The organism is Deltaproteobacteria bacterium (genome assembly GCA_029858205.1).
GTDB lineage: Bacteria > Desulfobacterota > GWC2-55-46 > GWC2-55-46 > DRQE01 > JAOUFM01.
In genome coordinates, this window is sequence record JAOUFM010000004.1 from 208,237 (window position 1) to 231,096 (window position 22,860).

General features: G+C 46.5%; 19 protein-coding genes and 1 tRNA gene. 8 read left to right on the forward strand and 12 right to left on the reverse strand.

The genetic code is table 11. The annotated features are described in order from the left end of the window. Positions 1-382 precede the first annotated feature (382 nt). Together OEV59_05000 and OEV59_05005 are read left to right on the forward strand one after the other, a co-directional pair. Entirely contained in the window at positions 383-2,020 is a 1,638-nt protein-coding gene (locus OEV59_05000) for a DUF2339 domain-containing protein (protein ID MDH4227095.1), read from the forward strand. After that, positions 2,017-3,369 carry a hypothetical protein gene (locus tag OEV59_05005; GenBank protein MDH4227096.1) on the forward strand — a complete coding sequence of 451 codons (1,353 nt, stop codon included), beginning with the start codon at positions 2,017-2,019 and terminating at the stop codon, positions 3,367-3,369. Before OEV59_05000 ends, OEV59_05005 begins: the two co-directional genes overlap by 4 nt. A 21-nt stretch (positions 3,370-3,390) precedes the next feature. Here OEV59_05005 and mnmE read toward each other — a convergent pair whose 3' ends face one another. The 10 genes from mnmE to OEV59_05055 all read right to left on the reverse strand — a co-directional run bounded on the left by mnmE (position 3,391) and on the right by OEV59_05055 (position 15,315). Continuing rightward, on the reverse strand, positions 3,391-4,800 hold the full coding sequence (gene mnmE, locus OEV59_05010) for a tRNA uridine-5-carboxymethylaminomethyl(34) synthesis GTPase MnmE (protein MDH4227097.1): 1,410 nt from the start codon (positions 4,798-4,800) through the stop codon (positions 3,391-3,393). A 54-nt stretch (positions 4,801-4,854) separates the two neighbouring features. Beyond that, positions 4,855-6,522 carry a membrane protein insertase YidC gene (yidC, locus tag OEV59_05015; protein ID MDH4227098.1) on the reverse strand — a complete coding sequence of 556 codons (1,668 nt, stop codon included), beginning with the start codon at positions 6,520-6,522 and terminating at the stop codon, positions 4,855-4,857. A gap of 47 nt (positions 6,523-6,569) precedes the next feature. After that, positions 6,570-6,827 (reverse strand): membrane protein insertion efficiency factor YidD, encoded by a 258-nt coding sequence (gene yidD, locus OEV59_05020; GenBank protein ID MDH4227099.1) that lies wholly within the window; start codon positions 6,825-6,827, stop codon positions 6,570-6,572. Positions 6,828-7,206: 379 nt separating this feature from the next. After that, the gene (gene rpmH / locus OEV59_05025; GenBank protein ID MDH4227100.1) at positions 7,207-7,359 is read right to left on the reverse strand and encodes a 50S ribosomal protein L34; all 153 of its coding nucleotides are present in this window, start codon (positions 7,357-7,359) and stop codon (positions 7,207-7,209) included. A 19-nt stretch (positions 7,360-7,378) separates the two neighbouring features. Then, positions 7,379-8,479 (reverse strand): DNA polymerase III subunit beta, encoded by a 1,101-nt coding sequence (dnaN, locus tag OEV59_05030; protein MDH4227101.1) that lies wholly within the window; start codon positions 8,477-8,479, stop codon positions 7,379-7,381. Between the two features lie 235 nt (positions 8,480-8,714). After that, entirely contained in the window at positions 8,715-10,052 is a 1,338-nt protein-coding gene (gene dnaA / locus OEV59_05035; GenBank protein ID MDH4227102.1) for a chromosomal replication initiator protein DnaA, read from the reverse strand. A gap of 186 nt (positions 10,053-10,238) precedes the next feature. Further along, positions 10,239-11,489 carry a Glu/Leu/Phe/Val dehydrogenase gene (locus OEV59_05040; GenBank protein ID MDH4227103.1) on the reverse strand — a complete coding sequence of 417 codons (1,251 nt, stop codon included), beginning with the start codon at positions 11,487-11,489 and terminating at the stop codon, positions 10,239-10,241. Positions 11,490-11,569: 80 nt separating this feature from the next. Then, positions 11,570-14,680: a bifunctional [glutamate--ammonia ligase]-adenylyl-L-tyrosine phosphorylase/[glutamate--ammonia-ligase] adenylyltransferase gene (glnE, locus tag OEV59_05045; protein ID MDH4227104.1), complete on the reverse strand. Its 3,111-nt coding sequence runs from the start codon at positions 14,678-14,680 to the stop codon at positions 11,570-11,572. Positions 14,681-14,796: 116 nt separating this feature from the next. Further along, on the reverse strand, positions 14,797-15,201 hold the full coding sequence (locus OEV59_05050) for a rhodanese-like domain-containing protein (GenBank protein ID MDH4227105.1): 405 nt from the start codon (positions 15,199-15,201) through the stop codon (positions 14,797-14,799). A 39-nt stretch (positions 15,202-15,240) separates the two neighbouring features. Then, a tRNA-Val gene (locus OEV59_05055) sits at positions 15,241-15,315 on the reverse strand. A gap of 96 nt (positions 15,316-15,411) precedes the next feature. Between OEV59_05055 and ruvX the strand changes: the two genes are divergently transcribed. Both ruvX and mltG read left to right on the forward strand, forming a co-directional pair. Continuing rightward, positions 15,412-15,831 carry a Holliday junction resolvase RuvX gene (ruvX, locus tag OEV59_05060; GenBank protein ID MDH4227106.1) on the forward strand — a complete coding sequence of 140 codons (420 nt, stop codon included), beginning with the start codon at positions 15,412-15,414 and terminating at the stop codon, positions 15,829-15,831. Between the two features lie 42 nt (positions 15,832-15,873). After that, on the forward strand, positions 15,874-16,929 hold the full coding sequence (gene mltG / locus OEV59_05065) for an endolytic transglycosylase MltG (GenBank protein ID MDH4227107.1): 1,056 nt from the start codon (positions 15,874-15,876) through the stop codon (positions 16,927-16,929). A gap of 6 nt (positions 16,930-16,935) precedes the next feature. Here the strand turns inward: mltG and OEV59_05070 are convergent, their stop codons facing one another. Both OEV59_05070 and OEV59_05075 read right to left on the reverse strand, forming a co-directional pair. Continuing rightward, complete coding sequence (locus OEV59_05070) at positions 16,936-17,967, reverse strand: FAD:protein FMN transferase (GenBank protein MDH4227108.1); 1,032 nt, start codon at positions 17,965-17,967, stop codon at positions 16,936-16,938. Between the two features lie 38 nt (positions 17,968-18,005). Beyond that, positions 18,006-18,569 carry a TraR/DksA family transcriptional regulator gene (locus OEV59_05075; GenBank protein ID MDH4227109.1) on the reverse strand — a complete coding sequence of 188 codons (564 nt, stop codon included), beginning with the start codon at positions 18,567-18,569 and terminating at the stop codon, positions 18,006-18,008. Positions 18,570-18,741: 172 nt separating this feature from the next. On the opposite strand from OEV59_05075, the gene mnmG reads away from it, so the two are divergent. The 4 genes from mnmG (at position 18,742) to OEV59_05095 (ending at position 22,860) form a co-directional block, all read left to right on the forward strand. Continuing rightward, positions 18,742-20,631 carry a tRNA uridine-5-carboxymethylaminomethyl(34) synthesis enzyme MnmG gene (gene mnmG, locus OEV59_05080; GenBank protein MDH4227110.1) on the forward strand — a complete coding sequence of 630 codons (1,890 nt, stop codon included), beginning with the start codon at positions 18,742-18,744 and terminating at the stop codon, positions 20,629-20,631. Position 20,632: 1 nt separating this feature from the next. Further along, positions 20,633-21,289 (forward strand): 16S rRNA (guanine(527)-N(7))-methyltransferase RsmG, encoded by a 657-nt coding sequence (rsmG, locus tag OEV59_05085; GenBank protein MDH4227111.1) that lies wholly within the window; start codon positions 20,633-20,635, stop codon positions 21,287-21,289. 78 nt (positions 21,290-21,367) lie between these two features. Then, the gene (locus OEV59_05090) at positions 21,368-21,748 is read left to right on the forward strand and encodes a hypothetical protein (protein ID MDH4227112.1); all 381 of its coding nucleotides are present in this window, start codon (positions 21,368-21,370) and stop codon (positions 21,746-21,748) included. Between the two features lie 338 nt (positions 21,749-22,086). After that, positions 22,087-22,860: an AAA family ATPase gene (locus OEV59_05095; protein MDH4227113.1), complete on the forward strand. Its 774-nt coding sequence runs from the start codon at positions 22,087-22,089 to the stop codon at positions 22,858-22,860.

Genomic DNA, 22,860 nt, shown 5'->3' on the forward strand with positions numbered 1-22,860 from the left:
TTTCCTGTTAAAAGAAGAATTGGTGCGAGCCAGAGCCAGCGCAACGGCGCTTACCTCCAGTATTTTCAGCATCACAAAAAGCATCGAGCTCCTGGCATTTAGAATCAATCAGGAATTATCCACGGAGCATAAGAATATTTCCGCTTCTACTAGGCCTGCGGCTACGGAGCCGTTCGCATTCGAGACCTCGGCTGCGCCGGATCAGCAGCCACCGGAACCTGCCAAAGACAAGGAACCGCCCCGGGTTACGCCGCAAAAACCTTCTACCCCGGCACAAGAACCGTCCTTTGCGCAAAAAACCCCGGCCCCAACGCAGGCCCCGGCCAGGAATCTACCACCACCTTCTACTTTCCGGGCTCAAAAAACCGCCGAACCGCCTCAAATGCAATTCGGTTCATGGGGAGAAATAAACGTCGGGCAAAAACTTCTCTTGATTGCCGGAATCGTTACGATGGTTTTTGGCATCGGCTTTTTCCTGAAATACTCCTTTGACCAGGGCTGGATAGGCCCTGCAGGGCGCGTGGCGCTGGCATACCTCTGGGGCGCTGCCTTTCTCGCGCTTGGCAACACTCTGGACAAACGCGGTTATAACACCTATGGAAGATGCCTTGTGGGCGGCTCGATAGCCGTTTTATACTTTGCCACCTATGCAGGTTTTCAAATATACCATCTCTTTCCGCAAACCGCGGCGTTCTTTCTTATGCTCATCACCACGGCCTTTGCCGCGCTCCTTGCCCTGAAATACAACACACAGTGGCTGGCGATACTTACCACCATCGGCGGCTTTTTCACCCCCATACTGCTCTCAACAGGCGTTGACAACCAGAACATATTAATGACCTACATGCTGATATTGAATGTTGGCGTTCTGGTAATGGCCTCTGTAAAAAATTGGCGAAGCCTGTTTGTCCTGGCTTTTGTCTTCACGTATCTATTGTATCTGGGCTGGTATAGCGAATTTTATTCTGCGGAAAAATTCTGGCCTTCGATAATTTTCCTGAATCTATTCTTCATAATATATGCCGTAATACCATATCTGCATCTGTACAGGACAAATAGCGAGACTGATATCGACGAAATAAGCACCTATAACACCGTTCTTATATTATTTTTCAATTCCCTCATAACCGGCATATTCAGCTTTATCATGATAAAAGGCCGTTACTCCTATGAATGGATGAGCGTGCTGACTATCTCATATGCCGCCCTGTTTACAATGCTGGCCGCCATTACGATGGCGCGACGCCCAAAACTCAAATGGCCTGCTGCTTTTTTAATAGCAAAGGCTATGCTTTTTATTATTCTTACCGTGCCATGCCTTTTTTCGAAACATATCATAACGGTCTTATGGGCCGCCCAGGCCGCGGTGCTCTGCTGGCTTGGCTCAAGGACCATGAAAAAACAGTTTTTGGTCTGGGCCTATATCGTGCTTCTGCTGGCTATCGTAAAATTCTTCTTTTACGATTACTTCCAGGTCTTCCATTTATCCCTGTTTAGCCTGTATTTTACCGAATCATACGCTTATCTGTTGCCGGAAAGATTATTTACGGCATTATTTATCCCCGTCATTCTTTTCTGGTTTTCGCGCAGGGCAAAAACACGCGCCCTTGAAATCTTTAATGGTAATTCTCTTCCTGATTCGGCGATTTTAATGGTTTTCTTCTGGATAACGCTGTTTATCACGTTAAATATCGAGACTGCCGCGTTTTTCCACGAATACCTGCCTGGCGCAAGGTTCGCGGCCATATCGGTCCTATGGTCGGTATTCGCCACAATTCTTATGCTATTGGGCTTTAGATACAGAAGCAGCGGATTAAGAAACTGCTCTCTTTTGCTTTTTCTTATAACCATAATAAAGGTTTTTTTCGTGGATATAGCAAAACTGAGCACGCCATACCGAATTGTTTCCTTTATTATTCTCGGATTGGTCTTGATAGGTGTTTCATACCTGTACCATAAATACAAAAAGGAACTCGAAGACGCCCTTGCCGCAAACAAGACGGAGAAAAAATCAGTATGAAGAGAAATCTGATACTGTTATTCGTGGTCATATGCCTTTTGACGGCAGCGGGCCGGGCCTTTTCCGCTTCTCCTGAAAATTCCGCTTACCTTGGCGAAATATCCGGAAGCGGCGCGCCGGATTCGCTTTTTTCGATACACATTGATTCCGATATTCTTTCAAAATGCGCGCCCGGCTGCCCTGACCTTCGTCTTTACTCCGCCAAAAGCAGGGAAATCCCTTACGCGCTGATAGAAAGCAAATCCAAACAACCGTTGGCAATAACAAGTTACGAATTAAAGGCGCTGGAATACAGCGAGAATAAGGACGGGTCTTCTACTGTCATATTCAAGGCACCGGAAGGCGCTATAGCGATAAACGCCATGGAAATATCATCAGCGAACAGAAACTTTAAAAAGGCAGCAACGCTTTTGGGCAGTAACGACAGGCTTTCCTGGAAATTTATCGCAAACGGGGCTTTTTACGATTTTTCTTCGAAACTCGATTTACGAAATACGCGACTCGAGTGGACAACACCGTCGAACTACGCCTATTATAAACTTTCGCTTGCCGATTCCTCGGCCGGCAAAGATAAAGAACCATCCATCACCCTTACGTACAAAGAACTTTCTTTTTCAACCGAGACGGTCGCAGCCAACAATCTCAGGATCGACAAAATATCCGTTTTTTCTAAACCAACAAACGTTCCGAAAAGCTTCGATTTTATGATGGTAAGCGGTTTTTCCTCAATGCAAGACGAGGCCGGCAACACGGTTATTATTTTCAAGCCGCATGTGCCTATCGAAACAATCTCTTTCGACGTCATGTGGCCGGCATATTACTATCGAAACGTTAAAATTTACTCGACCGATTCAACAAAACCGGAAAACTTCAGTCTAAACAGTTCTACGGCAATCTATAATTTTCCGCTTTTCGAAGGCCAAAGCACTCAGAAATCCGTGCCGTTAAACGGTTTATGGCGCCGCTATCTGAAAATAGTCATAGAAAACGGCGATAACCCGCCGCTTTCGATAAACGCGCTGCGAGTCGGCTGGACAGGGCGTAATCTTTATTTTTTCGCGGATTCACCGTCTTTTACATATAAATTCGGGGTCGGTGGCGAAGGATTCAAAAAACCCGTCTACGAAACCGAGAAAATGATCAACAGCGACAATATCGATTCGTTACATCCAATAGAGCTCGAACTGTCAACGCTTACAAAAAATACCGCATATTCCGCCATAACTCCGGCTGCGGCCTTTCGCGAGTCTTATGAGAAAACAATCTTAACTGTTATTATTGCGATACTGCTTATCGTGATTACCGGCTGGATATACAGGATAATAAAGCACTCTAATCCCCGTTCATAAGTTAAACCCGTAGCCGCTCTTTTATTTTCCGATACAAAAGTTGGAGAATATGTTATCTAATATTTCTTCCGGCGTTGTCTCGCCGGTTATCTCACCTAGCGCGTCCAGCGCTGCCTTTATCTCGAACGCAATAAGCTCGGTAGCGCCGTTATCGTCAATGAGTTTTAGAGCCCTTGAAAGCGCTGCCATTGCTTTTTCAACGGCTGTCTTCTCCCTTAACGTTGTTATGACCTCTCCGGCCTCTGCCTCAAAAAACATCTCGCCGCCCTGCCCTGCGGCCGCGCATATTGCGTCCTCGAGTTCCTTTAATCCCTCATTCTTTGTTGCCGACAGAAGAACTATCTTATCGGTTATTTTCCCAAATACCATTTGCCCGTCTTGAAGACATTTTCTCTTATCGCCTATTGTGTCCACCTTATTCAAGATAACGATTGTCCTGCCTTCTGTTTTTAACGACTTTATGGTTTCCGTATCTTTTGCAAACTCTGTTGCATCGGCACTGCCGTCCGTTACGTAAAGAATTATACCGGCATTCTTTGCTTTTTCTTTTGCCCGCTCTATACCAACCGACTCGACCTTGCCTGCTCCTTCGCGTATCCCTGCCGTATCCGCAAGCCGTATGCCAATGCCGCGTATAACGACCATTTCCTCGATAACGTCCCTTGTGGTCCCTGGTTCTGCCGTAACAATAGCTCTTTCTTCCCTCAAAAGAAGATTCAAAAGGCTCGATTTCCCGGCATTAGGCCTGCCGAGTATGACGGTCCTCACGCCTTCTTTTAGCGCAACCCCTGCCTTATACCCAAGCGTTATATATTCAAGATTTTTTTCTATGCTCTTAATGGATTTTTCGAGTTCAACCTTGTTTATTTCCCTTACATCCCCTTCATCCGGAAAATCAAGCTCAGCATCGAGCCTGCTAATAACGTCAATTAACGGGCCCTTGGCCAAATTTATCTTTCTTGAGAGCCCGCCCTCGAGCCTTCCCCTGGCATTTCTCAAAGCAGCCACGGAAGACGCATTTATCAGGTCGCTTACAGCTGCAGCCTGCCCAAGGTCGATTCGATTATTAAGGAATGCCCGCTTGGTGAACTCCCCAGGCAAAGCAAGCCTTGCGCCCTGCTTTAATACCGCTTCGAGCGCAAGCCTGACTATCAGCACGCCACCGTGGCAGTGAAACTCAACCGTATCTTCGCCCGTATATGTCTTAGGGCCTTTCAGGTAAACAAAAAATACGTCGTCGATAGTCTCGCCTTTTTCCGAGACCATGCGGCCGTAATACATCTTCGCATGTTCGTATGTCTGGATTTTACTCTGGGAACAAAAAACCCCGGAACCTATGTCCAGGGCATTTGGGCCGCTTATCCTTATAATTGCAACACCGGCGCTACCTGGCGCCGTTGCAATAGCGGCTATTGTGTCTTCGATTGGCATTGCGTTATCTTCGAAAGCAAAAAAACAGCGCCGGTTTTATCGTCATTTCCAAGCTTATGCGGGTTTCGGTTTTTTCTTGAATAACGTTATTTCATCCTTATACAGATGGTACTGCTGGGCAATGGAAAGAAGATTGTTTATGAACCAGTAGAGAACGAGGCCGGATGGCATCTTTAAAAATACAAAGGTCAATACTATGGGCAAAAACAGCATGATTTTTTCCTGCATCGGTTCCATGACCGTTGGCGTAAGTTTTTGCAAAACAAACATGCTAAGACCCATAAGTACAGGGGTCACATAATAAGGGTCGTGCACCGAAAGGTCCTGCAGCCACAGAGCAAACGGCGCCTGCCTCAATTCTATGGCCACGTACAAAACCTCATAAAGCGCGATGAATACCGGTATCTGCAAAAGCATGGGCAGACATCCGCCGGCCGGACTAAGCGGGCTCATCTTATGGCGTTTATAGAGTTCCATTATTTCGGCGTTCAGCTTGACCTTATCGTTCTTGAATTTTTCCCTTATGGCCATCATTTCCGGATGCATGCGTTTCATGTCTTTCATGGAATTCATGCTTATCTTGGTAAGCGGATAGAAAAGTATCTTTATTATTACCGTAAGCACTATGATGGCGAGACCGTAATTCTTGAGATATTTCTCGAAAAAGTTCAAAACCGCGAGCGCGGGCTTTGCCATAAACGAAAACATGCCGAATTCGATTGCATCGTCAAGAAGCCGTTTTTCGTCGGCAAGCATGTTAAATTCCTTGGGCCCGACGTATAACCTGGATGTAAACGTTACTGCGGTCGAAGGATTAAGCTCCAGATTGGACCCTATGGTAAGCCGCGCCTGGCCTGCCATCGGTATGGTGCTTCTCCAAAACCGCTTTTCGCCCTTTTCCGGGAGAAGAGCGGAGAGAAAATACTTTTCCTCTATTCCTATCCAATCGAGCGAATCAACGCCTTTTAAATCAGCTTCCTTACTTTCATGTATATCCTGTCTTACAACTTCATTGTTTATCATCCAGAGCGGGCCTTGATGAAAATACGGTTTTTCCTCGGCCTCGTATGTTCCGGAAAACTCCGTAAAATAACCGCCACTTATAATTCCTTTGCCGGTGTTTGTTATGGTAGATTTTATGTCTGCCGTATATGTATCGCCAAAAAACGTTATTATTCTTTCGACCTTTACTCCGGAAGACGTTATGGCCTTTAAAATTATTTCTTTTGTCTCATTTTGTTCAAGTACCAGTTTTTCCGTCGACAAAGTAAACACCAGTGTTTCGAACTTGTCGTTTATTACCAGTTCTTCGCTAAGATGAGGTCTGCGACCAAAGGACTTGGCAATTTCCACGGCTTCGCTGGAACCATCATTTCTTTTGGTAGAATATGTTTTCAGCTTCCAGCTCTTGATAGCGCCATTGACATTGCTTATAACAGCCGTATATAACGGCGTTTCGATAGTTGTAAGAACTTCTTTTATGGTTGGCGCCTGAGGTGTTGCCTGCGCCGGTTTTTGTATTGCACCACCTGGTTCCGTGGACACAATACTTTTTTCTTTTGTGGAGACCGCGGCATTCGGCGTTTCTGTTGTTGCAACAGGCGCTTCCTGGGCCGGCTTTGCGTATTGCGGGAAAAATTTGGCAAGAATAATGGGATATAAAATCAAAATACCCAATCCAAGCACTATGGCGAGTATAAATCTTTTGGTTTCCGGTTGCATTAGATTCCGTTTCCTTTTTTATAGGAACTTTTCTATGGTTCCTATTTTTATTTTTTTATTCTTACGGCAATTTTTTCGGGCACGGGATCCGGGCCTCCGGCTGCAAACGGATTGCAGCGCAGAATGCGCCACAAACCAAGCGCTGAGCCTATTAACGGTCCGTGCTTTTCGACCGCTTCGTCCGTATAACACGAACAGGACGGATGATATTTACACGCGCCGCCAAGATATGGAGATAACAGGGCCTTATACAAAAAAATTCCGGCCTTTATGGAAAATGCCGCCGGATACGCGATAAACCGCATCGTCATGCTTATTTCAGTTTTCTTTGGCACGCAATTTTTCAAATGGCTTTTTCTCGAGGAAAACCGCATTGATTTCGTCGAGGTTTTGAACGCATTTTCTGGCGACTATCAGTATATCCGTTGTTTCCGGAAAAACCGTTTTGTGCGTCCTGAAAAATTCACGTAATATCCGTTTGGTTTTATTTCTTTTTGCAGCAGAACCAAGATGTTTTCCGACTGCCAAACCGAGCCGCTTGATACCGATATCGTTTTTAAGAACGTATAGGGTAAGCGGCTCTACGGAGATTTTTTTTCCCGTCTTGCGTACCTTTAGAAATTCCGCGTTTTTACGAAGCCGTTCTTCCTTTGTAAAAGTTTGCGCGGACACGTTTATGAAAAGCTACTTATTTTTGCTGACTGTTACGGATAAGCGCTTTCTTCCCTTGGTACGTCTTCTCTTGATGACTTTTTTACCGCCGGCCGTGGCCATTCTTTTTAAAAAGCCGTGGGTTCTCTTTCTCTTCTTTTTTCCGGGTTTATATGTCGGTTGCATTTTTTCTTTTCCTTCCTTGTTATAGCCTCATGGGCATTATTATACAGAGATAATCTTTGTTTTCCGCACCGCAAAGCGTTGCCGGGCTTAATGCGTCTTTCAGGGTTATTTCGACCAGTTCTTCGTTTATGGCGCCAAGGGCGTCTACAAAATATTTTGCATTAAATGCTATTTCTATATCCTGGGCGCCGTACTCTGCCTCGAGCTCTTCTGTCGCATCGCCGAATTCCTGACTTGAAGAATTTAAAATAAGTTTGTTTGAAGAAAAAACAAATTTAACGCCTTTTATTTTTTCCGATGATACCAGTGAAACGCGTTTTAATGCTTCTAAAAAAGTATTTTTATTGATTTTGATTTTTTTATCGTTGTCCTTTGGAATGACCTGTTTATAATCCGGAAACTCTCCTTCTATGAGACGGACATTTATTATGGTTGTATTATTCTTTGCCGTTGCGCTTTTTTTGCCAACATGAAAAGTAAACTCCCCTTCGTTTTCATCGAGAAGTTTTCTGAATTCTCCGACACCCTTTTTCGGCAATATCGCCGGGTTTTCTATGTTTCCTATGTTTTCGCTCTTTTTATCTATTAACGCAAGACGATGACCGTCTGTTGTAACCATCTTTATCGTATCGCCATTTTTTTCTATATAAAATCCGTTGATATTATATCGTGTTTCGTCGGTCGATACCGCAAAAACGGTTTTTTCTATCATGTCTTTAAAAACATCTTTTTCGGTCTTTTTAAGCTTTGTTTCTTCTATTGCCGGAAATGCCGGAAATTCTTTTGCCGGCAAACCCATTATATTATATTTCGACTTCTGACATTTTATGGTAAGTTTTTCCCCTTCTTTTGCCGAGATATCTATATTTTCACCGGGAAGCTCTTTTATTATATCGTACAGCTTCCTCGCGTTTATTGTTATCGCTCCATCTTTTTTTGCTTTTACCTTGCAACAATCTTTTATAAATATTTCGAGATCCGTTGCCAGCGCATTCATCTGATTATTTTTTACTTCCAAAAGCACATTGGCCAGAATAGGCATGGTATTGCGCTTTTCTACTATACCCTGGACACGTTGGAGGATTTTTATAAAATCTTCTTTTGCTATAGTAAATTCCATTTTACCTCCCTTTGGTTCTTTCTTCTTTTATTATATATATATAAATATAAGAAAAGTAGTCGTCGTAGTATGCCCTGTCTATATGTTTATAACAGGGTAAAGTATAAAATATTTTTACTGTTTTTGCTATAAAAAAGTCTTAAGAACCTTTTTTTAAGCTGTTTAAAACAACCTTCGTTTTCTTATCAAAAAATAAAATCTTCTAAAAAGAAGATATCAAACACCTTTTCAACACCTAATTCACCCCGAGCTTGTTGGTAATTATTTGGATTTTTTCCTTAAGCTCGTGATTGTTGGAAAGCTCTTTTTCTATTTTTTTTACGGCATGAATCGCCGTTGAATGGTCCTTGCCGCCAAACGATTCTCCTATTTCCGGATAAGAATATTTTCCGAATTGTCTTGCAATATACATAGCCAACTGCCGCGGTAGCGCTATGTTTTTGTGCCGTCTTTTGCTCTTCAGGTCCGTGTTTTTAAGATTATATATTTCAGCCACGGCCTTTTGAATTTCTTCTATTGTAACGTTTTTTACGCCGCGTTCCCTGGTCAGGTTTTTAAGCGCTTCTTTGGCCATTATGAGGCTGATTTCCTGTCCCGTAAGGCTCGAAACGGCAATGACCCTGTTAAGATATCCTTCAAGTTCTCTTATGTTGGAGCTGGAAACAGAAGCAAGCCAGGTTGCTACATCGTTTGGCAAATCCACGGCTTCGGCCAAAGATTTATTTTTTAAAATAGCGATTTTGGTTTCCATATCCGGCGGCTGGATGTCGGCGATAAGCCCCCATTCGAAGCGGCTTCTCAACCGTTCTTCCATACCATCTATTTCCTTTGGAAACTTATCGCAAGTTACGACAATCTGCTTGTGCGCTTCATATAGTTCGTTAAACGTATGAAAAAATTCTTCCTGCGTACGTTCTTTTCCGCCCCAGAACTGAACGTCGTCTATCAAAAGGACGTCGATATTCCTGAATTTTTTCCTGAAATCGTCCATCTTGTTGCGGCTTACATAATTTATGAATTCATTCATAAACCGCTCGGAAGTATAATAACAGACATTTGTCGGTGTTTGCGCTTCCGCGATCTTATTTCCTATTGCCTGCAATAAATGTGTCTTGCCAAGTCCAACGCCGCCATATATGAAGAGCGGGTTATATTTGCTGCCGGGGTTCTTTGTGACAGCAAGGCACGCGGCGTGCGCGAATTCGTTCTTGGCGCCGACGATAAAGTTATCAAAGGTATATTTGGAGGAAACGCCGCTTTCGGTTGTCTTTTTCTTTGTTGCGGCACGCGGGGTCTGTTTTTGCTGTTCTACCTCGGGAACCTTGCCGTCATTGGAGATCTTCCACGCAATGGAATAATCCTGCGAGGTTACTTTTCTTATGACATCGGAGATTAGCGAAAGATAGTGTTCTTTTATCCATTCGAGGAAAAATTTATTAGGAACTTCGAGCTCGATGGTTGTATCGTCTGCGCCAAGGAATTTTATCGGCTTAAACCAGGTGGCGAAATGCTGGGCGCTGATATGCCCGGTAATCCCATCCAAACAGCTTTTCCAAACATTCGTTGCTTGCATTTATCTAAATCCAATTAAATCGGGATATTCACAGGGTTGTCCACAGCTGTTGATAGCTGTGTTGTGTGCCTATGGAGACCGTTAGAGTATCAAACTTGGTTCTGTTTGGCAAGAGATTTCTTGCCCAAAAAAGAAAAAATATTTGGACTTACCCACAGACAAGAAAGAAGAAAAAAGCTAATAAAATTAAGGAAATACGCCGCGAGCCTCTATAGCCTTGGCTACCCTGCTTACCCCGAGTATCATGGCTGCCATTCGAAGGTCGACCTTCTTATGCTCCTTTATATATATGACCTCGGCAAAGGCCTTTTTCATGATATGTTCGAGTTTTTGGTTTATCTCGGATTCATCCCAGAAAAAGTGCTGTAAATCCTGTACCCACTCGAAATAACTCACAAGCACCCCGCCTGAATTTGCCAGAATGTCAGGGATAACGAGCGTATCTTTGCCGTTTAGTATGCTTTCAGCCTCGAGGGTGGTCGGGCTGTTCGCGCCCTCGACGATTATAGAGGCCTTTATCTTTGCCGCGTTCTTTTCGTTGATCTGGCCTTCGAGTGCAGCCGGTATCAGCACGTCGGCCTTCTGGGCTAAAAGCTCTTCGCCGTTCATTGCCTGGGCCTTATTGAAGCCCGTAACCCCGCCTGTCTCTTCCTTGTGCTTTAAAAGGGAAAATATGTCCAGGCCTTTTTCGTTATATACAGCGCCTTTTGAATCGGAAACGCCGACGACCTGTATTCCCTTTTCGGCAAAAAGTTTGGCGCATCCGGCGCCGACCTTGCCAAATCCCTGAAGTATTACTTTTGCGTTCGAAGGATTCATTTCGCGTATTTTCATTGCCTCGAGCAGGGTCACAAGGACGCCGCGCGATGTTGAAAGCGGTTTGCCAAGAGAACCGCCAAGACAAAGCGGTTTGCCGGTGACAACGCCCGGCACGGAATATCCTTTCATCATTGAATAGGTATCCATCATCCATGCCATCATGCGCTCGTCGGTGTACATGTCGGGCGCCGGAATGTCGGATTCGGGCGAGATGACAAAGGCAAGTTCGTAGGTATATCTTCTGGTAAGACGTTCTATTTCCTTTATGCTCATCTTGGTTGTGTCGCACGCAACGCCGCCCTTTGCCCCTCCAAACGGAAGGTCCACGATCGCACACTTCCACGACATGAGGAACGCGAGCGCGGAAAGTTCGTTAAGCGCGACACTTGGATGGTACCGGATGCCGCCCTTGGACGGGCCCCTGGCTATCGAGTGCTGCACCCTGTAGCCGGTGAAGAACTCAACACGGCCATCGTCCATGGTAACCGGCACCGAGAGGATAAACGAACGCCGCGGGTGCTTTAGACGGTCGTATACGTCTTTTGGCAGATTGAGATGCTCGTTGGCTTTTTCGAGCCTGTAGAGCGCTTCTTTAAAGGAATCCGCGACCATAGGCATATGCCCCCTTAGTTGCAAAATTTGCCGTGTTAAAGACAGATAGGGAAAGTTTAAATCCGCTTGTCTGACAAGTCAAGACTTTAAGTTTTGAGACCGTTTAACATATCAAGATAGATTTTCCTGACACGGGTTGTTTTTTCGACGTAATCGCCAAGAAGCTTTTCTCCGGCATCGTTGTCGTTATAGTAGCCGTTCTTTTTCGCAAGCACTTCCGTTTCCGCGCTCCCGCGTTTCAAAACGCAGGCCGAGGTGTCGTGTATTATCCTTAGCCCTGTTTCGAGGCGCCTGAAAAACCAATATGCTTCAGTGAGGATTTTATAATTATCGGATAAAAGTTTTCCTGAATTCTCGAGTGCGCGTAGCGCCGAAAGCGTATCCGCTGCTTTTAAGCCCTTGTCAGCATTTCCGTATTTAAGCTGAAGCGCCTGGGTAAGGAATTCTATGTCAACAAGCCCGCCCTTGCCTGTTTTTATGTCAAAGGTATCGTTGTCTTCTTTTGCAAGCTCGGTCTCCATGCGCGCCCTGATGCGAAGCATTTCGTCGATGTCGGCATTGGAAAGCCCTTTTTTATATGTAATGTCGCGAAGTTTTTCGACCGTATCGCTGCCAAAAGCCGCATTACCGGCTACAGGACGGGCCTTGGTTGCGGCCTGCCGTTCCCAGATGCTTGCCTTGTCCAGGTGGTAGGAAAAAAGCGCGTCTTTTAAAATAACAAGCGGCCCGGAGCTCCCGGAGGGCCTAAGACGCGTATCGATGCTGAACACTATGCCGGCGTTGGTCCTTACAGAGAGAACGCTTATTATGCGCTGCGCAAGTTTGGCAAAGTATTCGTGGACAGATATGATCTTTGGCCCGCTAGTGTTTTCTTCTCCGGCGCTGTTGTCGTAGATAAAGATAATATCAAGGTCAGAGCCGTAGATAAGTTCCCCTCCCCCGAGCTTACCCATGCCGAGGACAAAGAACGAGTCGGTGCCCGGCAAGCCGTATTTCTTTCGAACTTCGCGAGAGGCTATTTTTATAGAGGCCTCGAGTACTGTTTCGGCAACGAGTGTTATCTGTCCGGATACGTCGTCTAAGGTCTTTAGCGTGTCGTTGATGCCGATTCTGAAAAATTCCTGGCTCTTAAAGCGTCTTAGAACGTAGAGTTCTTCTTCGTAATCAACGGCATTGTCGAGCATCGAGGAAAGTTCCGTCTGCATTTCCAGAGCGGTCTTTATGGGCCGCGACATTTCTCTTGAGAGAAGTATGTCGAGGTTTTCCGGATGCTCGGTTATAAAGTTCGAAAGAAATGCGCTTGAGCCGAATATTTTCAAGAGTTCCGCTATCAGCGGCGGATTTTCCGCGAGCATCGCGTATATACTCGTTCTTCCGCTTATTGCCGAGAGAAAACGTTCCATGTTCATAAGCGCCATGTCCGGGTCCGCTGTTTTGGAGGCGTTTGTGAGTATATGCGGCGCGATACGGTTTAGTATTTCGCTTATGCGCGCCGGCATTTTCTGCAGCGCGCCCTGTTCCCTCAGTATCCTTATGCTGTTCGATACAGCGCCGGTCTTTTTGAACCCGAGTTTTTTAAGTATCGAGTTTACCTCTGCTTCCGGAGTTTCTTCGTTTAATGCCACAAGTGCGTCAGGGGATGCGGTTTTTACGAGTTCGTCAGTTGAGGCGTAGAAAAGCGTTTTATATACCGATTGCACCTCGGTGGTCCGCTTTTCGTATTCCTTCCAGAATTCCTGTTCGGGGGTTTTTTTCTTACCAAAGCCCGACATACGGGCTATTCTAGAAAGTTCTTTTGTTTTTGCCGGAATGACCTGGGTTTGCTTGCATTCGACTATCTGTATCCTGTGCTCGAGATTTCTAAGAAATATATAATTTTCCGTAAGCGTTCTTGCTTCATCCGATGTTACGAGCTCAGCGGTAAGGAGCTTTTGTATTGCTTTAAGAGAGTTGTTTTCGCGCACCTCGGTCTTTTTGCCGCCGTGTATGAGCTGGAGCGCCTGGCAAAAGAACTCTATCTCGCGTATGCCGCCCTTACCGAGCTTTACGTCCACGGCATCGGGTTTTTGTCTTAATAGATGCACGTCGATCTTTTCTTTCATGTTCTTTATTTCTTCTATGGCTGCAAAATCCAGGTACTTCCTGTATACAAACGGGGATATCATCCGAAGAAATTCTTTTCCAAGCTCTGCATCCCCGGCAACAGGCCGCGCCTTTATCATCGCGCTTCTTTCCCATGTCCGGCCCCAGCTTTCGTAGTAAGTCTCGAGGCTTCGAAGCGAATTTGCGAGCTCGCCGCTCTTGCCCTCGGGCCTTAGGTCGAGGTCTACTCTGTAGACAAATCCTTCGCCCGTAGCTTCCCCTATCAGCTTTGTCACGCGCTCGGCAAGCTTTACGAAAAACGCGTGCAGGCTTATGCGGCTCGAATCTTTTTGGCCAATCCCCGCGGTTTCCCCTTCGGCAGAGGTATAGATGTACATTATGTCTATGTCAGAGGAAAAATTGAGCTCTCTTCCGCCGAGCTTTCCAAGCCCTAATACGCAAAAACTGGCCTCTTTCAGAGAACCGTCTTCCGTTGTACATAACGGCGTTCCGTAAGTTTCCTTGAGTTTTCTTGTTGTAAACGAAACAGCTACCTCGAGGCTTGCGGAGGCAAGGTCAGATACCTCTCTTGCGGTTTCCTGCATCGGAGCAAGGCCAAGAAGATCGCGGCTGCCTATTCTAAGGTATTCCTTATTTCTGTATTTTCTGAGAATATTGCCGAGTTCTTCGTGAGAATCCGCCGCAGTTGCCCAAACAGACAGCTCGGAGAGGAAAATATCGGTGTCTTTTACTATGGATAATTCGTTTTCGATAAAAAGTTTTTCGAGGTATACGGGATTTGCCGAAAGCATATGCGACAGGAATTCAGAAGAGCCGCAAAGCGTTGTCAGGCGTTCAAGATGTTTTTCCGTTTTGGCAAGTTCCTCGACGGCCGCGCTATCGGATACGCTGATTATCCTTTCGAGGTTTACGATGCAGTCGTCGGGTGAAGAAGAAAGCGAGGCAAGCTCGGTTATCCTGTCCAGTTTGTCCTTTAGCGCTGTTTGGTAAAGCGATTTCAGGTCTTTAAATATTTTTGCCGTATCGCCAAACCCGGCGGCTCTTAGCAGTTTTTCCGCTTCTTTTTCGTCGAGTTTTGTAATGCTGCTTGTCATATCGAAATATTAAACACCTTTTGGCGAAAAAAGGCAATATCGAGGCAAGGCGGCTTTTTTATCGCTGTAATCTGATATGCAATTATGGCGTGTCGGCAGAGCGTGTTACGGCGCGGTTATTTAAGCGGCACGTTATTGCTTCTCCATGCGTTCATGCCGCCGGAGACGTTTATTACCTTTTTGAACCCGAGACTAAGCATTACTTCCTGTGCCCCTTTGCTCCTTTTTCCGCTTCTGCACACAAGGAGATAGGTTTTTGTCTTGTCGAGTTTCGAGACCTTGTCCTTAAAATCCGAAGCAAGATAATCCACGTTAACCGCGTTTTCAACGTGGCCTTCGTTAAATTCCGCGGGTGTCCTTACGTCCAGGAGCACTGTGGAAGAATTTTTTTTCATGAGCTCGTATGCTTTTGCCGGGGTCATGTCGCTATCTTCGGCAAGGCCGCTACCCGGTATCGTTGCAATTACGGCAAAGGCCGCGGCGAATAACAGGCCAAAAAGGATTTTTCTTACTACCGTCATATTCAAAAATCTCCTGTTTAGAGATTATCCGGAAATCGATGGTGGGCGGTGCAGGGTTTGAACCTGCGACTTCCACCGTGTGAGGATGGCACTCTACCGCTGAGTTAACCGCCCGTATTTTATCCATATAGTATGCCTACTCCGTGCTTTGGTGTCAAGCCAATGTTTTTACATATTGCCAAAAAGCGGCGGTGCGGTTATAATTTTTTTATGCGCATATTAGGGCTGGATGTGGGCAACAAAAGGATAGGGGTGGCGCTTAGCGACCCCGGCGGCCTTATAGCCCAACCCTGTCTTGTCATAACAAGGCGCGGACTCGATGCGGATGTTGCCGAGGTGCTAAAGGCCGCTACGTTAAACGATGTCGAGAAAATAGTGGTCGGTCTCCCATACTCACTTGACGGCACGCTAGGGCCGCAGGGAGAAAAAGTATTAAAATTTATCGAAGCGCTCAAAAAAGCAACTTCGCTCGATATAGAGACATGGGATGAGAGGTTTTCCACTGCCGCTGTCGAGAGAACTCTTATAGAAGGAGATGTTTCGCGCGCCGACAGAAAAGGCGTGGTCGATAAGGTCGCGGCAGCTTTTATTTTGCAGGGTTATCTTGACTCAAAAGGCCCGAGGGAGTAGTATATGGGCCTTATCTTGGAATAGCGCGACAAAGAAGAGGATATGAAACTAGATAGAATCAAACTCATTACCATAGCCGCTTTTGCGGCAACGGCGGCAGCTGTTGCTGCCGTATATTTTTATGCATTGATTTTTATTCCTTTAAGCGGCGCCTCGGATATTCCGGCCGCAAAGACCGTGTTTATTCCAAAGGGCGCGAGCTTTCGGCAAATCGCCAATATCCTTGTAAAAGAAGGTCTTATAAAAAGTTCCAAAGGCTTTGATTACGCGGCCTCTATCAAAGGCGCGAAAAAGAGCCTGCAGGCAGGAGAGTATGAGCTCTCGAGCAACATGAGCCCCTACTCTATTTTATCGGTGATGGCTGCCGGAAAGGTAAAGCGCTACGCCGTTACCATACCCGAAGGCTTTAATATGTATGACGTGGCAGCAGCGGTTGCGAAGACAGGCCTTTTTAGCGCCGAAGAGTTTCTTAATAAGGCAACGGACAAAAAATTCATAGAAACATTCGGCATAGACGGCAAGGCAGGCGCCGGGTATTCCCTCGAGGGCTATCTCTATCCGGATACGTATTGGTTTACCAGGACCATGACAGTCGAGGACGCAATAAGGAAGATGGTTGGTCGGTTTAACGAGGTCTTTGATAATGACTTGCGCCGTAAGGCCAAGGAGCGTGGGTATACGTTAAAAGAGGCTGTTACCCTCGCCTCTATCATCGAGAAAGAAACGGGTGTTGTTTCCGACATGCCGCTTATATCCGCGGTGTTCACGAACAGGCTCTTAAAGGGTTACCGTCTGGAGAGCGACCCTACCACCATATACGGTATAAAGAATTTCAACGGTAATCTTCGTAAAAAGGATTTACAGGAGAAAACGCCTTATAATACATATTCCATCTTTGGCCTTCCCGCTGGCCCCATAGCCAACCCCGGAAAACAGGCGCTTATTGCAGCACTCGAGCCGGCAAAAGAGTCTTATCTTTACTTTGTCTCCAGAAATGACGGCACGCACCAGTTCTCGCGCACTCTTACAGAGCACAATAAGGCCGTCAACACCTATCAGAAGGAATACTTCAGAAAAAAGAAGAACAGCGGGCAGTAAACTTATTTAAAGCAGGTCGAGCTTTCCGGCAAGCCCTTTGCTAGAATGCACCTTACCCTCGAGGTCGACCACTATGACGTTTACGCCGCTAAACGACTCCGCAAGCTTCATGCCCTTTTCCTTACCAAGCACGAATACTGCTGTTGAGAGCGCATCGCCAAGGAGCGGGTCTTCGGAGACAATGGTTACGGCGTGGCATTTATCGGCCGGGAAGCCGGTTGCCGGGTCGAGTATATGGTGGTAGCGCTTGCCGTCCTTTTCAAAGAACCTCTCGTAATCGCCGGAGGTCGAGATGGCGCCGGCCGTTACCTTTAGCGTTCCGATAAGCTTGTCCGTTGCAAGCGGGTTCTTGACGCCAATCTTGAAGGGCTCCATCATTCTGCTGTCTTGATAAAGGTACATATCTCCGCCGGCATGCACTATGGCCCACTTGACCCCGGACTTTTTGAGTACGGTGAATGCCCTGCCCACGATGTAACCTTTTGCGACACCGCCGAGGTTTAGCACCATGCCGCGGTTCTTCAGTTCTATTGTAGAGGCAGCTTCGTTGATTTTTACATTTTTATAATTGACGAGGGGTAGAAGTTTTTTGATTTCCTCTTCATCCGGCACGGTCTTTGTTTCTCCGGAAAAGCCCCAGAGCTTTGCCAGAGCCCCGATGGTCGGATCGAACGCGCCGTTACTTTTTTCAGCAACCAGCAACGCGGTCTTTACGACCTCTATTGTTTCGGCAGACACCTTTACGGGCCCCTTGCCGGCGTTTGACGATACCTTCGATACGTCGCTCGAAGCTATATAGCTGCTGAGCAGTTTTTCAAGCCTGTCTATTTCTGCAAAGGCCTTGTCAGCCGCAACCAGGTTCTCGTCCTTCAGATCTATCTGAACGAGCGTGCCCATCTGCATGCGGGAGTAGGATTTTGTCTCCGTTCCTTTGCCGGAGAAAAGCACTATGGCCGCAAGCGTCATTATGGCCGCGGCAACGGCAAGTACGATTATTGCCGCTACTATTTTTTTCGTGGTCGAGTTTTTGTTGGCCATTAATAATGTGGGTATCCGGCAACGGGCCGGATGCGCGGTCAGTAAAGGTCTTCTTCGCCTTCGGTCTTTTCGAGTATGCCGAGAGGAGGCTCTTCCTCGTAGCGGCCTTTCATGAAGGAAGTTCTCTCGTTCTTGGTCTTGCATTCGACGCAAACCTTGGTAAACGGCAGTGCGCGAAGCCTCTCTTCGCCGATGGGTTCGCTGCATTCTTCGCAAAGTCCATAGTCAGGGTCGTTTAGATGGTCTATGGCGTCTTCTATTTCAAGAAGCCGTTCCCTCTCCCTGTCGCCAAGCGTAAGGGTGAGCTCGCGCTCTCTCTCATTGCTTGCGATGTCGTAAATGTCGCCGATTTCGAATTTGTCGGTATCGCTCTCGCTTCTCATCTTTAGGGCGAGCTCGTGTAAGAGCCTCGTTTTCTGGTTCTCGAGCTTCTTTAACATTTCCTTTTTAAAGGAACTCTTTTTTATAGGGGTCGGCTTTTTCGTGGCAATTGTTTTCTTTGCCGGTGCGGCCTTTTTTGGGGCAGAAACGCTCTTTTTCGGCAGAGCCTTCTTTTTGGCTGTTGGTTTGGTCTTCTTTTGGGTTTTCTTTTTGGCGGCCATAGAATTAAGAAGTATACTTTATTTGGCGCAGTTGTCAATAAATTTTTACCGCTTTTCCGGGTTTTTGTAACTCTTTTATCCGCCTCCCCCTGTTCCGGTTTTTTTCGGATTTTACCGGCCTCGTTGACATGGCTTTGGCCGTTACTATAGAATGTAGGTTCTCCTGTAACGTATGAGAAAATACGATGTCATAGTCATAGGCGCCGGACATGCGGGGTGCGAGGCCTCGCTTGCAGCGGCAAGGACGGGGCTTAAGACCCTTGTGCTTACCATCAGCCGCTCTACCATCGGCCAGATGTCTTGCAATCCCGCCATAGGCGGCATAGCAAAAGGGCATCTTGTAAAGGAGATAGACGCGCTTGGCGGCGAGATGGGCCGCGCCATAGACGACGCTTCCATACAATATCGCACGCTTAACGCCAGTAAGGGCATGGCCGTCAGGGCCACCAGGGCGCAGGCTGACCGTGCTCTTTATAGGGAGCGCATGAGAAAGGCGCTTGAGGCAGAGCCCGGCATAGAGATTGTCGAGGGCCTTGCCGAGGCGCTTATTATAGAGAGTTCCCCTCGCCTAAAGGTAACAGGTGTAGAAACCAACATTGGCGAATCTTTTTTTGCCAAGACCGTTATCATAACCGCAGGCACCTTCCTAAACGGCCTTATGCATATCGGCGCCAATAAAACACTTGGCGGCAGGGCCGGCGACATATCGAGCATAAAACTTTCCGAAAGTCTCCGTTTGCTTGGCCTTTCCATGGGCAGGTTAAAGACAGGCACCTGCGCAAGGCTCGATAGGAATTCAATCGATTATTCTATTCTCGAGGCGCAGCCCGGAGAAGTTGATGCAACTCCGTTTTCTTTTTCAAATGCCAAGGTGATAGAGGACCAGCTCCCCTGTCATATTACTTATACGAACGAAAGAACGCACCAGGTTATAAGGGAGAACATGAAGTTCTCGCCTTTATACAGCGGCGAGATAAAAGGCATAGGACCGCGTTATTGTCCTTCCATCGAAGATAAGATAGTTAAGTTTCCGGACAGAGCCAGGCACCAGATATTTCTTGAGCCAGAGGGCCGCGGTACCATAGAGGTCTATCCAAACGGGCTTTCAACGAGCCTTCCAGAGGAGATACAGCTTAAATTCATCAATACAATCAAAGGGTTAGAGAGCGCAAAGATACTTCGCCCCGGGTATGCCGTTGAATATGATTATGTGAACCCAACGGAACTTAAGCCAACGCTAGAGACAAAGGCCATAGACGGGCTTTATCTTGCCGGACAGATAAACGGAACGTCGGGGTATGAGGAGGCTGCTTCGCAGGGCCTTATGGCAGGGCTTAATGCGTCGCTAAAAATACGAAACCTCCCTCCCCTCATCCTCGATAGGAGCGAGGCGTATATAGGAGTGATGATAGATGACCTTGTGACAAAGGGCACGGCAGAACCTTACAGGCTTTTTACCTCAAGGGCTGAGTACAGGTTGCTTCTAAGAGAAGACAATGCGGACGCAAGGCTTACTGAAAAAGGCTTTAAGGCCGGGCTTGAGGGAAAAGAAGCATACGGTGCTTTTATAGAAAAAAGAAAACTGATAGAAGAAGGACTCCGCTTTCTAGAGACGGAAAAGATTTCCCCCGACACCCTCACCCTCGAACTTTTAAAAAAGCACGGGCTTGGGGAGGTAAAAAAGACGACTTCTTTAAAGGAGCTTCTAAGGCGCCCTGGAGTTTCGCCGGAAATGATAATCGGGTTTTATAAGGAAAGAAACCCCGTGTCCGATGCGTTGGCAAAGAATAAAGTGGTGCTTCGCTCAATAGAGGTCGAGACAAAGTACGAGGGCTACATAGCGCACGAGGCAGAGGCAGCGCGGTATTTCAAGCGCGACGAGGCCGTTACAATTCCAAACGACATTGCCTATGATTTAGTTCCGGGGCTTTCCCGTGAGATACGTGATAAGCTAAAGAGCATAAGGCCGGTATCGATTGGCCAGGCCGCAAGGGTTCCGGGCGTTACTCCTGCGGCAGTGTCCATGCTCATGGTGCATCTTAAGAAAACAGGGATGATATGACATGACAAGAACCGAGGCAAAACAGATTTTAAAAAGAGGTCTCGAAGAACTCGATATAAATGGCAGCGAAGATGTTTTGGAAAAATTTCTTGTCTATCTCGACGAGCTCAAGAAGTGGAACAAGAAAATCAACCTTACCTCTATAGAGGGCGACGAGGAGATAATAAAGAGGCATTTCCTTGATTCCCTTACGCCGTACCCTCTTATAAAGGAGGCATCGAGCCTTTTGGATATCGGGAGCGGGGGAGGGTTTCCGGGGCTGCCTTTGAAAATAGTCCTGCCGCACCTAAAGGTAACGCTCGTTGATTCAGTTGAGAAGAAGGTATTCTTTTTAAAGCACGCGATCCGCACCCTTGGTCTTGCTAATATCGAGGCGCTAAAATTACGCGCAGGAGATGAAGAATCAAAGGATATGTTCGGGTCTTTTGATTGTGTCATATCACGGGCCCTGACCAGCCTTTACGACTACTATCAAATTGGGCATCTTTATGCTAAGACCGCAGGAACGGTCATTGCCATGAAAGGACCCTTGGACAAGAAGCTTTCGGAGGAAATTAAAATTGTGCCTGAGCGGAATAAGTTTGAGGTCATTGAGAGTAAAACCCCGCTCTCGAGCATTAAAACCACCATTATAGTCTTTCGCCCACCCTTAATATAATCAAACGAGAATATATGGGTATAGTATTCCGAACTCTTTGTGTATAAGTATTGGAAAAAAGAATAGGAGAGCATAATTATGGGAGACAGGGCTCAAATAGCAATAAAATCTCAATATGAAAAAAACGGCGCAAAGGTTTATCTATATGGACATTGGATTGGCGTGAGGATTTATGACGTTCTTAAAACTGTAATCAAACGAGGCGCACAGCTTGACGATGCAGAATATCTTGCTCGAATCATCTTTTGCGAAATGATAAAAGGCGAAGAAGATACGGAAACCGGCTATGGTATTTCTACAAGCGCACACGGCGATATTGAGCATCCAATTCCCGTCTTGGATTGTGGAAAGCAAGAAATAACCTTTGAACCGGCACCGGATGGAGAAGAAAACCCCCCGGAAGGCTTTGTAATCACATTTAAGGATTTTATAAATTTTAATATTCCGCATAACTGGTAAAAAAGTCGATTCTCTTCTATGCAATGACAAAAGGAACCTAAATCTTCAGATGTTCCACGTGGAACATTTGGCCGTGGGTTGCTACCAAGGGCCGCCTTCTGCTGTATTATATTTCCGGGAATCCTAAATAAAGAATCAATAGCCCATAACCCTCTGTATTGCCATTAGCCCGGTTGGTCTTTGGCAGATGTTCCACGTGGAACATCTGACCGGAATTGTGGAAGTTTGATAATTGGTGCTCTTCTCTGTGCCTAAAAGACCTTGAAATAAGATATGGGTATGATAAACTACGGCCTGCGTTAAATTATGCGGCACATAGCCGGTCTTGGGTAAGGTGAATGGGAAAAATAATAGCTGTTGCTAACCAAAAAGGCGGGGTTGGAAAGACCACCACTGCCGTAAACCTTGCCGCAACCCTGGCTGTTGCGGAAAAGAAGGTCCTGCTTGTTGACTTCGATCCTCAGGGCAATGCCTCGAGCGGAGTAGGCGCAAAGGCAAATGGCAATGGCACGCCAGGCATATATGATGCCATTGTGAACGGCGAGGATGTTAGGACGCTTCTTAAGGATACCGAGATTTCGTATCTGAAGGTCGTGCCCTCTACCATAGACTTAATAGGCGCTGAGATAGAGCTGGTCGAAGATGAGGAGCGCGATGTAAAGCTCAAGAACTCGCTTGCGGAGATAAAGGCCGAGTTCGACTTCATATTCATAGACTGTCCGCCGTCGCTTAGCCTTCTTACCATAAACGCGCTTACCGCGGCCGATACAGTGCTCATACCTTTACAGGCAGAGTACTATGCGCTCGAAGGCATAAGCCAGATAGTCAGGACGATAGATTTAATACGTCAGCGGCTTAACCCGGCGCTTGAGATAGAAGGCGTTGTGCTGACGATGTATGATGCGAGAAATAATCTCTCCAAGCAGGTTGAGGACGAAATAAGGGCGCACTTCGGGGAAAAGGCGTATGCGACCATAATACCGAGGAACGTCAGGCTAAGCGAGGCTCCGAGCTTTGGTAAGCCGGTTATCCTCTACGATATAAATTCAAAGGGCGCGGTAAGCTACATGGACCTTGCGCGCGAGTTCGTCAATTTCCAGAGCAAGCATTGA

Bases quoted from the DNA above. Each gene is read 5' to 3' on its own strand.
- OEV59_05000 (MDH4227095.1), top strand. From the start codon at position 383: ATGCAATTCGGTTCATGGGGAGAAATAAACGTCGGGCAAAAACTTCTC.
- OEV59_05005 (MDH4227096.1), top strand. From the start codon at position 2,017: ATGAAGAGAAATCTGATACTGTTATTCGTGGTCATATGCCTTTTGACG.
- mnmE (MDH4227097.1), bottom strand. From the start codon at position 4,800: ATGCCAATCGAAGACACAATAGCCGCTATTGCAACGGCGCCAGGTAGC.
- yidC (MDH4227098.1), bottom strand. From the start codon at position 6,522: ATGCAACCGGAAACCAAAAGATTTATACTCGCCATAGTGCTTGGATTG.
- yidD (MDH4227099.1), bottom strand. From the start codon at position 6,827: ATGCGGTTTATCGCGTATCCGGCGGCATTTTCCATAAAGGCCGGAATT.
- rpmH (MDH4227100.1), bottom strand. From the start codon at position 7,359: ATGCAACCGACATATAAACCCGGAAAAAAGAAGAGAAAGAGAACCCAC.
- dnaN (MDH4227101.1), bottom strand. From the start codon at position 8,479: ATGGAATTTACTATAGCAAAAGAAGATTTTATAAAAATCCTCCAACGT.
- dnaA (MDH4227102.1), bottom strand. From the start codon at position 10,052: ATGCAAGCAACGAATGTTTGGAAAAGCTGTTTGGATGGGATTACCGGG.
- OEV59_05040 (MDH4227103.1), bottom strand. From the start codon at position 11,489: ATGCCTATGGTCGCGGATTCCTTTAAAGAAGCGCTCTACAGGCTCGAA.
- glnE (MDH4227104.1), bottom strand. From the start codon at position 14,680: ATGACAAGCAGCATTACAAAACTCGACGAAAAAGAAGCGGAAAAACTG.
- OEV59_05050 (MDH4227105.1), bottom strand. From the start codon at position 15,201: ATGACGGTAGTAAGAAAAATCCTTTTTGGCCTGTTATTCGCCGCGGCC.
- ruvX (MDH4227106.1), top strand. From the start codon at position 15,412: ATGCGCATATTAGGGCTGGATGTGGGCAACAAAAGGATAGGGGTGGCG.
- mltG (MDH4227107.1), top strand. From the start codon at position 15,874: ATGAAACTAGATAGAATCAAACTCATTACCATAGCCGCTTTTGCGGCA.
- OEV59_05070 (MDH4227108.1), bottom strand. From the start codon at position 17,967: ATGGCCAACAAAAACTCGACCACGAAAAAAATAGTAGCGGCAATAATC.
- OEV59_05075 (MDH4227109.1), bottom strand. From the start codon at position 18,569: ATGGCCGCCAAAAAGAAAACCCAAAAGAAGACCAAACCAACAGCCAAA.
- mnmG (MDH4227110.1), top strand. From the start codon at position 18,742: ATGAGAAAATACGATGTCATAGTCATAGGCGCCGGACATGCGGGGTGC.
- rsmG (MDH4227111.1), top strand. From the start codon at position 20,633: ATGACAAGAACCGAGGCAAAACAGATTTTAAAAAGAGGTCTCGAAGAA.
- OEV59_05090 (MDH4227112.1), top strand. From the start codon at position 21,368: ATGGGAGACAGGGCTCAAATAGCAATAAAATCTCAATATGAAAAAAAC.
- OEV59_05095 (MDH4227113.1), top strand. From the start codon at position 22,087: ATGGGAAAAATAATAGCTGTTGCTAACCAAAAAGGCGGGGTTGGAAAG.